Source organism: Leptospiraceae bacterium (assembly GCA_015075105.1).
Classification (GTDB): domain Bacteria; phylum Spirochaetota; class Leptospiria; order Leptospirales; family Leptospiraceae; genus JABWCC01.
This window is the reverse complement of sequence record JABTUZ010000002.1, coordinates 1,148,760-1,161,650: the sequence shown is the minus strand read 5'-3', so window position 1 is coordinate 1,161,650 and position 12,891 is coordinate 1,148,760. Positions and strand designations below refer to the sequence as shown.

At 35.3% G+C, this 12,891-nt stretch carries 12 protein-coding genes and 1 pseudogene; 3 read left to right on the top strand and 10 right to left on the bottom strand.

Annotated features, from left to right (window positions below):
• Nucleotides 1-7: 7 nt before the first annotated feature.
• From HS129_15380 to rpsF, 3 genes are all read right to left on the bottom strand, one after another.
• Entirely contained in the window at nucleotides 8-250 is a 243-nt protein-coding gene (locus HS129_15380) for a 30S ribosomal protein S18 (GenBank protein ID MBE7413416.1), read from the bottom strand.
• A gap of 164 nt (nucleotides 251-414) precedes the next feature.
• Complete coding sequence (ssb, locus tag HS129_15375; GenBank protein ID MBE7413415.1) at nucleotides 415-849, bottom strand: single-stranded DNA-binding protein; 435 nt, start codon at nucleotides 847-849, stop codon at nucleotides 415-417.
• Nucleotide 850: 1 nt separating this feature from the next.
• Entirely contained in the window at nucleotides 851-1,129 is a 279-nt protein-coding gene (rpsF, locus tag HS129_15370) for a 30S ribosomal protein S6 (GenBank protein MBE7413414.1), read from the bottom strand.
• Between the two features lie 178 nt (nucleotides 1,130-1,307).
• On the opposite strand from rpsF, the gene HS129_15365 reads away from it, so the two are divergent.
• Both HS129_15365 and HS129_15360 read left to right on the top strand, forming a co-directional pair.
• Nucleotides 1,308-1,958, top strand: a complete 651-nt coding sequence (locus HS129_15365) for a PilZ domain-containing protein (protein ID MBE7413413.1) — start codon at nucleotides 1,308-1,310, stop codon at nucleotides 1,956-1,958.
• Nucleotides 1,955-2,677, top strand: a complete 723-nt coding sequence (locus tag HS129_15360; GenBank protein MBE7413412.1) for a hypothetical protein — start codon at nucleotides 1,955-1,957, stop codon at nucleotides 2,675-2,677. The genes HS129_15365 and HS129_15360 overlap by 4 nt, the downstream gene beginning before the upstream one ends.
• Here the strand turns inward: HS129_15360 and HS129_15355 are convergent.
• The 6 genes and pseudogenes from HS129_15355 to HS129_15330 form a co-directional block, all read right to left on the bottom strand.
• Nucleotides 2,659-3,609 (bottom strand): CapA family protein, encoded by a 951-nt coding sequence (locus HS129_15355; protein MBE7413411.1) that lies wholly within the window; start codon nucleotides 3,607-3,609, stop codon nucleotides 2,659-2,661. The genes HS129_15360 and HS129_15355 overlap by 19 nt on opposite strands.
• 77 nt (nucleotides 3,610-3,686) lie before the next feature.
• Entirely contained in the window at nucleotides 3,687-4,571 is an 885-nt protein-coding gene (locus tag HS129_15350) for a hypothetical protein (protein ID MBE7413410.1), read from the bottom strand.
• 98 nt (nucleotides 4,572-4,669) lie between these two features.
• Nucleotides 4,670-6,613, bottom strand: a complete 1,944-nt coding sequence (locus tag HS129_15345; GenBank protein ID MBE7413409.1) for a site-specific DNA-methyltransferase — start codon at nucleotides 6,611-6,613, stop codon at nucleotides 4,670-4,672.
• Nucleotides 6,610-7,599: a virulence RhuM family protein gene (locus HS129_15340; GenBank protein ID MBE7413408.1), complete on the bottom strand. Its 990-nt coding sequence runs from the start codon at nucleotides 7,597-7,599 to the stop codon at nucleotides 6,610-6,612. The genes HS129_15345 and HS129_15340 overlap by 4 nt, the downstream gene beginning before the upstream one ends.
• 9 nt (nucleotides 7,600-7,608) lie before the next feature.
• Nucleotides 7,609-7,776, bottom strand: a pseudogene (locus HS129_15335) (GxxExxY protein).
• A 41-nt stretch (nucleotides 7,777-7,817) separates the two neighbouring features.
• Complete coding sequence (locus HS129_15330; GenBank protein MBE7413407.1) at nucleotides 7,818-10,778, bottom strand: DEAD/DEAH box helicase family protein; 2,961 nt, start codon at nucleotides 10,776-10,778, stop codon at nucleotides 7,818-7,820.
• Nucleotides 10,779-11,231: 453 nt separating this feature from the next.
• Between HS129_15330 and HS129_15325 the strand changes: the two genes are divergently transcribed.
• Entirely contained in the window at nucleotides 11,232-11,765 is a 534-nt protein-coding gene (locus HS129_15325; protein ID MBE7413406.1) for an adenine phosphoribosyltransferase, read from the top strand.
• On the opposite strand, the gene HS129_15320 is transcribed toward HS129_15325, so the two are convergent.
• A complete protein-coding gene (locus tag HS129_15320; protein ID MBE7413405.1) occupies nucleotides 11,762-12,865 on the bottom strand; it encodes an ATP-binding protein in 1,104 nt (367 codons plus the stop codon). The two genes, HS129_15325 and HS129_15320, sit on opposite strands and share 4 nt — an antisense overlap.
• Nucleotides 12,866-12,891 lie beyond the last annotated feature (26 nt).

Here is a 12,891-nt window from a genome sequence, read left to right as displayed (position 1 = left end):
TAAAACCTCAGATTACTTTAAACGGTAGTAAGCATATACTTCTTGCTTTTTTTATTTCGTGCACTAATTGTCTTTGATGTTTTGCACAAGTTCCTGTAATTCTTCGAGGAAGTATCTTTCCTCGATTTGTGATAAATCTTTCCAAGATATCTACTCGCTTATAATCCAGCCCGGAAATCAGAGTTTTGTCTGCACAAAATTTACAAATCTTTCTTTTGTACTTTGGATTCTTTTTTCCTTTCCCATCCATATCCTTGCCGCGAAGATCATCGTCTTCGTCGGAATTTTTTCTGTAATGGTATCTTTCTTTTCCTGATTCAAATTTTTCTTCAGATTTTATTTCCCCGCTATCGGAGTTTTTGATTTCTGTCTCTGACATATTCCCTCTTAAATATTCTATATTACTGTTTTTAATTAAAATACCATATCGTCGTCTGTCGTTTCGGCATAATCCGGAACGTAGTTCGAGGAATCGGTATTATCGTAAGGCACACTGGTAGATTTTTCAGAAGATGATTCTGAAATCCCGCCCAAAAGCTGGCAATTCTCTACATGGATTCTGACCTTACTTGCCTTTTTCCCTTCAGGAGTGTCCCAGGTAGATTGTTTTAGTCTTCCCTCAATCGCAACTTGCTTGCCTTTTTTTGCGTATTGCTTGAGTATATCGGCTAATTTTCCCCAGGCTTCGCAGTCGAAAAAATGAGTTTCTTCTCGTTTTTCTCCATTGGATACATAGATTCGATTGTTAGCCAAAGAAAAATTTACAACTGAGCTTTGCCCGATAATTTTGAATTCGGGGTCTCTAGTCAACCGACCGATTAACACAACTCGATTTAAGTCGTTTGCCATTTTAGTTTTGTGTTACTACAAGGGAGCGTAGAATATTCTCGTTTAGAAGAAGTTCTGCTTTGATTTGAGCTACTTTTGCCGGATTTGCTTTACATTTCCAGTGAGCAAAGAACCCTGTTTCTTGTCCGTTGATTTTATGCCAGATTTTTTTAGAGCCCCAGTCTTCCTCTGAAGAAATTTCAGCAGAATTCCGAGATAGAATATCTTTGATGGCATTTTTGGTTTCTTCTACGATTGAAGAGCCTTCCTTCAAAACCGCAGTTACTTCATAATTTTTCATAGAGTCTCCTAATGGGTAATTCCCTTATTTTAAAAAATCAGCATTTTAGCCGATTATAATAAGGGTAGAAGTTTAATATTATACAACTTTGACCATAAAAAACTTGAATTGAAAAAAGTCAATGCAAAACTGTGAAGATTAGATAAAATGGGTTTTAGCTTTATGGAAAGAAGAATACATGTTTTTTGAAAGAAAAATTAAATCTAGAATTCCTGTGTCTCTGAATTTTCTTGGAAAAGTGTATCAGATGGAAACTAAGGAAATTTCTAAGAGTGGTGCAACAGTTGTATTTTTTTTAGATGACCTCGATTTTTATCCTGAGAAAAACAGTAGCCTTGTGTTTTTCTTGACTTTTGATTTATTTCGTTTTGGAAAAGTAGAGCTTTGTTCTAAAATCTCCGAAGTAGTTTTAATTTCCGGGGATAGGGCAATTGTTCGATTTGATTTTAGTGAAGAGCCTTGGACAAAGCGAAAAAATCTATATATATTTCTAAAAAAATATTATTCACCAAGATACACTGTAAATCAAAAAATAATTCTTTCAAAAAGTGGATTAGAATTTGAAGGGAAGATGATTAATATTTCTAATCATGGTGCTTTTATAGAAACCGAGCCTGAAAATTTTTCTAACAAAGAAGACGTAACGATTCACTTTGATACTGATTTCGGGAAAATTTCTATTCTTGCAAAAGTAGAATGGAGAAACCTTGGTAAAATGTTCGATAAACCTAATGGGGTCGGAATTCAATTTATTGGAGAAGGAAAGGCATTAAGAAAAATACAAAAGTACATCGGAAGTATTGAAAAAGAAAACGAGCACTTGAGATGAAGATTTTTCAATACCTTAACGAAAAAAATATAATTCATTCGCTTTTTCTTAATGGTCTCTTGCTTATTTTGGTTTCTATAGTTATGACTTTCAAAACTTCTAAACCACCTGTTTACTTAAATCATTCAAATTTAAAATCTACTATAATCGCATTGGAGTTGTCTTCAAAAATAGAGCATATTCACAATATCTTAGGAGGACCTGAAGACGAAAGGCACACAGAGTCTATAGAGTTGTTTAAAGATTCCTTGGTCTGGGATATGTTTTATATCGTATTGTATGTCGTATTCTTTAGCTTGCTTTTTGAACTTTCGATACGTTATGCGAACGAGTCCAATCTTTATAGAATATTTTTTTACTTTTCGATTCTTCTTGCTGCGGTTTTTGACTGCCTTGAAAATTATAGAATTTCTCAAATATTGAACGCTAGATCGGAAGAGTTGGTTGCGGTTTACTTAATAGACTTAAAAGGCTATAGCTTAACTAAATGGATTTCTTTATTTTTTGGAGCGTCTTTAATCGGTTATCTTTTTTGGGTATCGGAAAAAGAAATATCTTTGAAAATTTCTGCTTTCTTTCTTTTCCCGACTTTTTTTCTTTCTCTTATAGGTATTCAAAAATTAAAACTAATCGAAGTTTCTCTTGGGATGTTGTCCTTCGGTTTACTGTTTATTTTATTTTATATTGCAAAGCATACCTATCATTCCTTTCGAAAATAGATAAATCCTCTTCCATTTTTGATTTCTATGTTCGTGTTTCTTTTTTCGGAGAGTATGGATATTTCACGTAAAAATTCATTTGCCTTTTTTTCTTCTAAAGGTCGTACTATGTGCTCTTCTTCATTCTGAAATTTTCCGAATACCGGAACAATTTCGCATAACGTAAGTTTTTCATTTTCAAAATGAAGTATTGCGATGATATTGTGAGTTAAGTAGGGATTTCTGCTCCCAAAAATTAAATTTCCAAGCGAGTAAAGAATGATTCCATCTTTATATTTTTCTATTGCTTGAGGAATATGAGGGTGGTGTCCGACTACTACTTTAAATCCCGAATCAATAAGCGAATGAGCTAAGGTGACTTGAGAAGGGTAGGGGGCAGGGCGGTATTCTTCTCCCCAGTGAATAGAAAAAATTTTTGTGGATGTGTCTTTTCTTTTATTTTGTAAAAATTTTTTTTGCCAAGGTGCAATACCACCTCTTTTTTTTTGGGCAAAAAGTCTGGATTCTCCAACCATGCTTACAGATATAAACTGAAAAGGAATTTCGTTGATTTTCACGGTGATAGGAGTGGATGCTTCTTCTAAATTTTTTCCGGCTCCTGCATACAAAAAATTCAATTTGGACAGATGCTCAAAGGTTTCTTTTAACCCTTTTATTCCATAGTCCATAGAATGGTTGTTTCCGAGAAAAACCAGATCGACTCCAATTTCTTTTAAGGAAAGCAAGTCTTCTTCTTTGGAATAAAACACATAGGACTTGCTCTCATCGGAAGAAGCTTTCTTGATTACAGGGGTTTCTAAATTGATTGCTCTAAAATCTGCCTCTTGAAAAATTTCTTTCAATTGAATTAGGGGTGCGTTATTACCCTTCCTTGTCTTGAGTTCTTGGATTCCCCAATTGAACATAACGTCCCCTCCTACCAATATCTTCACATTCCGTACTGGCTGTTCTTGGGCTTTTATAGTGAGTGTGCAAAAAAGATATATGAAAAGTAAGAGTCTTAAAAATTTCATTGAATACTTTCTGCAAAATTTTGAATAGTGGTCATGGTGTCCGGTCTTTTTAATAGTATTGAAAACCCATTTCCTATTTTTTCAAAAAACTCCATCTGTATTTTTGAATTTTGGATAGGCTGGAAGGCTTCTTTCAATTCTGATTCTCGATATTTATCCGCAAGAATAAGTATCGGTAATTGATTCAATTTAGATATGTGCTCACTTGTCGGAGTTTTGTAAAATTCTTTTCTTGCGGATAGTAAAACTAAGCCACTCACACCTTCTAAAATTTCAGTTACAATTAAATTGGAGTGAAATCTCCCTGTCACAAAAATACATTTATTTGTTTCTACACCGAGTTCCCCTTTTCTGTCTTGAATGATTTCAAGGATTGCTTTGTAGTCTTTAATAAACTGAAATGAATCTTTTTTAGTTTTTACTAAGTCGAGAGAGAATTTTCTTGTGCCTAAAAATTCTTCGGAGTTGACGTGTCCTCTTGGGTAGAGGATGATAACATTGAAGTGTTCAACCATTTTCTCTGCAAAAATTTTCACGCTTTGATATGTTCCGTCATGAAGGTCGGGCACAATTACGAAAGTACCTCTTTCTTTAGAAACACTTTTGTAAAAATCGGCAGACAATCTAAATCCGTCGAGTGTGATAAATTTTAGAAATTGGTGCTTTGCCTTGGGAGATATTCCTTCAAAATTCAGGTCGTCTCCGATTTTTAATGGTTTTAGTTTTTGATTTGCGTAGGTTTGCAAAGAAAAGAAAAAGATAGACACACTGAAAAAAATCGTACAGATCGCACCAACCCATGGTAGAGTGTTATAGTGCAGTCGCAAGAATGGAAAAAAAATTCTGATTCTGCAAGTCTTTAAACATTTTAGAATAAACATAAAATACGATGTACTCTATGTAACATAAAACTAAATCAGTATTTCATGGCAAATAGAAAATGCGACATAATCTAAATTATGGGAAGTTGGGGTATATATTAAAACACAATCTTCACATCCTCTTTATAGTTCTGTAATGTTCCGTTTAGGCTGGCTGTCCAACCGTCAATGAATACTTTACCTGCTGAGCGTATCGAAGCATTAATAACGTCTGAAAAATCATCATTGGTAATACGCTCGCTGTTGGTGATGTAATAATGGTTGCCGATTTTGTAAATGCAATCTTTTACTACTTCTTCTGGAACTTGTGTTGGCTCGTCTAAACCAACGGTGAAAATCATATTGTAAATACGGCTTAAAGCATCGCTTTCTTTTATCTCAATTGAAATTTGACCTGTTTCATCTACTTTCAACTTGGGGGCTTCAACACTGTCGAACACTTTAAAACCAATATCAGCACTTCGACTGCGCTCAGTGTCCGAATTGTCGAATTGCAGTTTACCTGCATTTTTGTTGTTTGCTTCTTCTATTTCTTTGGCAATTTTTTTTCCTGCACGTTTAAGGCGTTCTATGGTAATGCTCGAAATTACCGGTGGTAAATTATTATCAATGCAAAATTTATAAGCCGGTTTGTCCTCTTTGATTGGTTCGTCTATCTGGCACAATATGAATTTACGGTTGCCGGGTGCTGAGCCTGTCGAAGCATCTTCTGCATTGAGTTGCATTACTGCGTGACCTGTGGTGCCTGAACCTGCAAAAAAGTCAAGGATGATGCTATTGTCTTCTGTATTTGCAAGAGTTAATAATCTTTTCAAAAGTCTCACTGGCTTAGGTCCGTCAAAAGATGCTTTATCCTCAAAGAGAGAAACCACCTCTTTTGCCCCTTCTTGGCTGTGACCAACATCCTTATGAGCCAATATAGAAGTTGGAGCCATACCATCAAATTTTAATTCTGCAAGAAAACGTTTGATTCTAGGTACTCCATTACCATCTGCTCCAAACCAAATTCGATTATCTTGGAGTCTCTCGAAAAACGCGTTTTTCGAGAGACTCCAGCAGCGCGCTGCTGGAGGCTCTATTACACGCCCAGATGGTGTTGTTATTGGATAATCATTTTCTGCATTGTATGTTTTTACAGAAATATCACTAGACATCCATACACCACGAGGATCATTATCGGGGTTTGAATAACGAGCATTAGCTTCGTCGGTTCGGTTCAGCCTCCCTATGTCAAAATCATTAATACTTTTAGCAAACATCAAAACATAATCATGGCTATTTGAAATAAATTTTGCGTCATTTTTAGGCGAAAATGCACGCTCCCAAATTAAATTCGCCACAAAATTCTCTTCTCCAAAAACATCATCACAAAGTAATTTCAAATTGGCTTGTTCATTGTCATCTATACTTATAAAAATCACTCCATCTTTACTCAATAAATCTCTTGCTAATAACAAACGTGGATACATAAATGCTAGCCAACCATTATGGCTCTTTTTAGTTTTAAAGCTAAAATCCATCCGTGCAAAGTCGTCATCGCTTAGGTTTGCCAATCCCAACACTTCGGCTTCTTCTTTGTCAAACTTATCGGGATAAACAAATTCATCGCTCGTGGTATTGTAAGGCGGGTCTATGTAGATACATTTTATCTTTCCTGTGTAATGGCTTTTCAGTATTTTCAGGCTGTCCAAATTATCGCCTTTCAGCACCAAATTTTGGGTGTTCGTTTCGGCTACGCTCAACGAACGATTCAGGCGTAATTCTTTTTCGGTTTTTTGCGCGTATTTTGCCCTGGCAAAATTTCTACCTACAAAGTTTAGCCCGTAGCCGTTTACTTTTTCGTCAACGGGTAAGGTCAAAAGTGTCTGTACTATGATTTTTTTGATTAAGGGATTACTATGATTTTCGAGCGTTTCGGGGTCATCTAGATTATTTGCCCTGATAAAATCCTGCAATTCTCTTAAACTATTGAATTGTGGTAGTTTGTCGGTTTCTGTTCCCATAACCGTAAATCCTACTTTTATAAATAGTTCTTTGCTCATTTTTTCCTCTTTATTTTCTCTTCAATATTTTTTAAGTCGTCTAAATCGGATTGTTGGGCTTCAAAAGTTTTTCTTTTTTGGTCAAACTCTTCATAGATGAGCTTCACCTGTTTCTCCATTTCTTTGCTGGATACCGAGCCAACATTTTTCAAAACCTCTTTGTCGTTCAGCTCTAATATCTTATTTACATTATCTCTCCAAAAATCCAGAGTGATATCCTTTCTTTCTTTTACCCGAAGTTCTGCGGTCTCCAAAAAGATAATGGTTAATCTATTTAGGGTGTCTATTTCATCTTTCTTGAGATAGTTTTTAGCAATGATAATATCCTGTTTTCTAACTTTATTACCCTGCCAGGAAGTAAGGGCCATGTTGGGCGCACTAGCATCTGCTCTTGAGGCTATTAATTCGGCAGCTGTTTTATGAGTTACGGCAAAGAGCAGTTTGTTTTGTGTTTCTGCAAAGAACATTTGAGTCGCTTTGTCTGTGGCATCGTAGTCGCTGCTTAGCGAAAGCAAATCTCTTACTTTCTGATAAAATCTTTTTTCGGAAGCTCTAATCTCCCGAATTCTTTCCAGTAATTCATCAAAATAATCGGGTCTGCCATCGGGATTTTTCAAACGCTCGTCATCCATCACAAACCCTTTAATCATATACTCTTTAAGGTTTTGATTGGCCCATATCCTGAACTGTGTTCCCCTTTTGCTTCGTACCCTGAAACCTATGGCAAGAATCATTTCTAAGGAGTAAAATGTAACCTTATATTGTTTGCCATCAGAGGCAGTTGTTAAGTAATCCTTAACAACTGAATTTGCCTGTAACTCACCTTCTTTCAGTATGTTAGATATGTGCATACTAATATTGGGTACGGAGGTGGCAAAAAGTTCAGCCAGTTGATTCTGACTCATCCATACAGAACCATCCTTTGCATATAAAACAACTTTTGCTTTACCATCGTCTGTATTGTATATGATAATATTTTGTTCCATTCGTCTGAACTATGATCTTTTTGATTTATGTGATTGTGTGATTTCTGAATTGAATTTCTTATTTGTTAGTCTCTTGAAATTTAAGCTGTTTTCGCCAAAGATTATCAGTAAACCGATTTCTAAATTGTATGCTTTCAAGTAGATTATTGCTTGAGCAAAATGCACATCTTCATATTTGTATTCTTGCTTAATCATAGTAAATCATTTAATCACTAAAATCATAGTTCAGACTTTATCAATGCCGCCAATTGCGTTTTATTGATACGTTCTTTAAATGAAATTTTTATGTTTTCGCTGGTCTGAGCCTGTCGAAGACTGTAGTGTTCACCTAATGCCTCAAAATATTTTTTGGCAAAATCAATCTTGCCTTTTTCATCTACTGGAATTGCAGTTGACGATTTGTAACCTTTGGCTTCCACTACAAGGAATATTTTGTTGCCTTCTGTGCTTTTGATAGCATAGCAAAAATCGGGATTGTAATCTCCCAATGGTGTTTTGATTTTCAGTCGTGGAAGTTTCCCGAATATTTCAATGCTGTCAATATCGGGGTCTTGCTCCACAATTTCCAATTCAAAATCACTATCATATTCAATCACTTCTTCAAATACCCATTTGGTTTTCAGAGAAAAATCGTTTGCAATATCCTTTTGGAATTTCCCAACGCTTCCTGTGTCTAAGTATGTTTTGCCCTGTGTTGAGCCGGTCGAAACATCAGTTTTGAATACATTTGGTAAACCTGTTCCGGATATTGAGCCTGTCGAAATACCGTCATACTTAATGTTAGCTTTGAGCATTGCAATTAAGTTCTTGTTGATTATTTCGGAAATTTCTCTTTGTGCCTGTTCAGGATTGTTGCAAAGCATTTTCGTTTTGAAATCATCATTCAAAGCATTGAACACTTTTACCACAAAGGAAAGAGGAGTTTTGGTGTTGTTGGATAAAGTGCGAACTAACTCCAAATAATCTACTTTGCTTTTGTATGAAACGGTATCTTTTAGTTCTCTTGTAACCGCATCATCTTTATCTAATTTATTTACATTGAGTTCTGCCCGCATAGTTTGCAATAAAATTTCTTCAATGTTTACGGCTTCAATTTGTGTTTTAATATTCTGTATCAATTGGCTTTCTTGTTCTGCGGTCAAAGTTTCTAATACATAGAAAGCGTTTTTATTGATTGTGTTCCACAAATTTTGAAACTCTTGCAGGTGTGTTGGTTTTATGAATACTTTCTTTTTTTCTTTTTTCTTCTCAGCTTTCTGAACATAAGTATTTGTATCAGTAGCAAACAAGCTTTCAATAGCTTTTGCTTGTTCTTCGGGCAAATTTTGTTCTTTCAAAATCGCAGAGAACTCAGGTGATTTTTCATAAATCTTTTGTCCGTCAACAATTGCCTTTCGAACAATCATTTTCTTTTCTTTCAAAATATCATCAACCAAAGTAACTATTGTATCATCATCAAAGCCCGATTTTTCTTTAAGTGTCTTAATGAGTTCTTGCTCTGTAAAGGTTTCAGCAATCAGGAATGAGTTGCTTAAAATCTCGTTTTGTATGGCTTCAACAAAGCCCTGCTCTTTACTGGAAACAACTACATCAAGGTTATTGATTTTCCAAAAATGCTCTTGGTCGTCATTCAGATTTTTAAGTGTGTTACGCTGTAAGTTTTGATTTACGCAAATTCGTAAACCTCTACCAATCTGTTGCAGCTTAGATATTTCACTTCCTTGATTGGATAATTTGCAAATGGTAAACACATTCGGGTTGTCCCAACCTTCCTGCAATGCCCAAATGGAGAAAATGAAACGTGTAGGGCTTTCAAAAGAAAGTAGTTTCTTTTTGTCTTTCAGAATTTCGTCAACTCCTGCTTTTACTTTTTCGTCAGCATTTCCTTTGTCGCCTGAAAAATAGCCTTTGTGAACTTGCAAAAGGTTGTCGCTGTCAAAGTCGTTTTGTAAATATTTTAAATAATTGGGCGAAATATTTTTCGCCCCTATAATTTCTGTGTATTGCTTTTTGTATTCTTCTTCAAATATGTTTTTGATTTTAGGATTGTCGCCACGAAATAAATTAGTGTCACTTTCAATAAAAAACAAGGTGAGTGCTTTTACTCCTTGTTCAAACAGTCCTTTTTCCTTTTCAAAATGAATTTTGATTGCTTCCTTAATCATTGCCCGCAGTGATTCGTCTGATAAGGAATAGTCCACCTTTTCAATCGTGTCGTCCGCTAAAACAATGGTGTCTTTGTTTATTTTCTTTATGCTCTTACCGTTGAAAACCGAACCAACGCCTAATTCTCGTCTTGCAATAATTCCGTTGGTTAATGTGCTTACAATGGCTTTTTTGTTTTCAATGCCAATGAGTGTATCTGTGTTTTCAACTACGTCTTGCGTGTAAACTACAATTTTCTTCACCAAACTTTGTCTGAAAGACGAAATGCTGTCCAACACATACGCCACGTTTGAAAGTACTAAACTGTCTTTCTTTTTTGGGTATGTTGCCCCAAAACGCAAAAAGTAATTTTCAAAACCGTCAAAGTAGGTTTTAAATGCATTGCCTTCAAAACGGTGTGGCTCGTCCATTATCACAATTGGATTCAGTCGTTTCAAACATTCCAAATAGGTTTTTGGCGGTTCCTGATTGCTTACGAATAATTCAGGCGTGTTAATGTCTTTTTCTAACGGTCGGTTTAAGATATTGTCACGACTGTTAAACGAACTTGGAGTCATTACCAAAACCGATAAATGAGAAGTCCCGATAAATTGTCTAACGGCTGAAATGTTTCCACCTTCGTAAACAAAGGTTTCAATTTCCTTTTCTTTCTCGTTGGCGTAAAAACTTTTAAAGTAGTTTTTGGTGTCCTCTAAGTTTGTTTTTGTTCCTTCTCGGATTGGGACTGTCGGAATAAGAACGATAAACTTTTTGTAGCCGAAATGCTTACTCAGTTCAAAAATGGTTTTTATAAACGTGAACGTTTTACCCGTTCCCGTTTCCATCATTATGTCTATGTTTTTGGTGTCTTGAACAGGAAAATTGTATTTGTTCTTTTTGTGGTGTGCTGTCAATACCTCACCAAAATTCACTTTTTGGCGAAGACTTTCAAAAAGACTTACAATGTTTGTAACACAGTCCTCCTGATAGCTTTGTATTTCGTATTGAAACTGTTTTGTTTCCGTTTTTGTCATAAGTATCTAAGTTTATTTTAATTATTCAAGCTATAGAAAGAGATTAGGCAAAGTAGGCAAGTTTTTTCTTCAATGGCTTCTTAGGCTTTTCTTTTTTCTCAAACTATTTCATCTAAGAAATCACTGAACACCTTTTTCATCATTATCGCCTTTTATTTCTTTTTGTCAATGGTTTTTCAATTCCTTTACAATCTTAACGAAGCTGGAAGCCTTATAGAATTTAATGTCTGAACTATGATTTTTTTGAATTGCAGACTAATCGCTCAAAAATTAATAAGCAAACCTATTGGAAAGTCATAAGTCACTATATAATTTTTAGCTTGTGCCAAGTGTTTTAATAATACTTCATATCTTGTCAATCCTTCAATCCTACAAATTTTGTTTCAGACTTTCTTCTTGACAAAGATTGAATAAATAAACTTTTAGGAAACACCCCAAGGATTGGAAAAAATTATGTCCATAGTAAAATCTAAAATCAGAACTATACCTGATTGGCCAAAGCCTGGAGTAATGTTTAGAGACATTACTTCTCTACTCATTGATCCGGAAGGACTTCGCCTAATAATAGGTAGTTTCGTCGCAAGATACCAGAATAAGGGAATCACAAAAGTGGCAGGAATAGAAGCGAGAGGTTTTATACCTGCGGCTGCTGTAGCATTTCAATTGGGTGTTGGGTTTGTTCCTATTAGAAAAAAAGGGAAACTCCCGGCAGAAACTATTGCAGAAGAGTATGCCTTGGAGTATGGGACAGATCAAGTCGAGATTCATAAAGATGCAGTTGTGGAAGGTGATAATGTACTTTTGATGGATGATCTGATCGCTACAGGTGGGACGTTAGGCGCTGCTGTTAAACTAATTCAGAAATTAGGTGGGAAAGTGCATGAGGCTGCAGTAATTATTAATTTGCCTGACCTTGGTGGGGTTAAGAAAATTGAATCTGAGTCCAATATAAGCGTATATGCGTTATGTGAATTTGAAGGGCACTAATCGAGTTCGATTTTATCGTCTTTTTTTATTCTAACACGTATTCCGTTTCCAAGAAAATTCCAACGCACATTGAATAGTTTTTTCATTATGTGGATACCTCTTCCTGAAGGGATGGACTTTCTATCTTCTCTTGCAGGGTTTGGGACACTGGTAGGATCAAATCCTTTTCCTCGGTCAACTATATAGAAATCGAGAAAGCTCTTTGTTTGATAGACTTGCACAGTAATATCGTCCATTATTCTTCTTCCACCATGCTCTACTGCGTTGTCTAATGTTTCATCAATTATAATATTGAACCAAAAGTTGTCGATGAAGTTGTTCCAGCCTTCATCGAGGTTTGCTTTCCAGAGTTCGTCTTTTAAAAATTTAGCTCCTTCCGGTGTAGCAGATGCTATTCTTTCCATGATTTTTGTAGAAAACTCTCGTGAATAGAAAACGCTGAATATTCCGGGATAGAATTCCCAGAATTTGAAATAGACTAAAAAGTAAAATACTGTGGAAAAGAAAAATACATTTACTACCGATACTTTTAACCCACTGTTGTGTTTATCGAAGAAGTATCCGGGGAAAAAAGAATCAAATAGGTTTATGAATACGAGTATTGATACAAAAAGAATGAGGATATGTATAAAAAAACTTTTAAGTCTTTGAAATGATTTGTTGATTTTGAAAAAAGATATTGCTATTACAAAAAGGAACGAAGCGCATAGATATGCATTTGTCAAGATAGATTTGGCTTCTTTTTCGATAGGTTGACTTTTACTGAAATTTTGATAAATAGTAAAAAATATCAGCGTAAGTCCGATTCCCAAAAGCAAAGAGATATAGTAGGAGGGCACAGTATCTCTTCTTCTGTAAAAAGGAAAATTGAGTGAAAACAGAGCCAAGAAAAAAAATGTGAGTATTTCTAAAATGTCTTTAGATTGAGAAAAGTATTTTCCTTCATCTGAAAGCAATAAGGACAAACTTTCGTTGATATTCCAGAGAGATAGAAAACTTGCAAATATTGTAAATGTGAATTTTGCGGAAGTCAGAGGTCTTCTCATTATTACCATGGTGCTTACGAAAATCACACAGATTGCAAGAAAAATATAAATCAAACTTTTCGGTTCTCCAATAACTATAA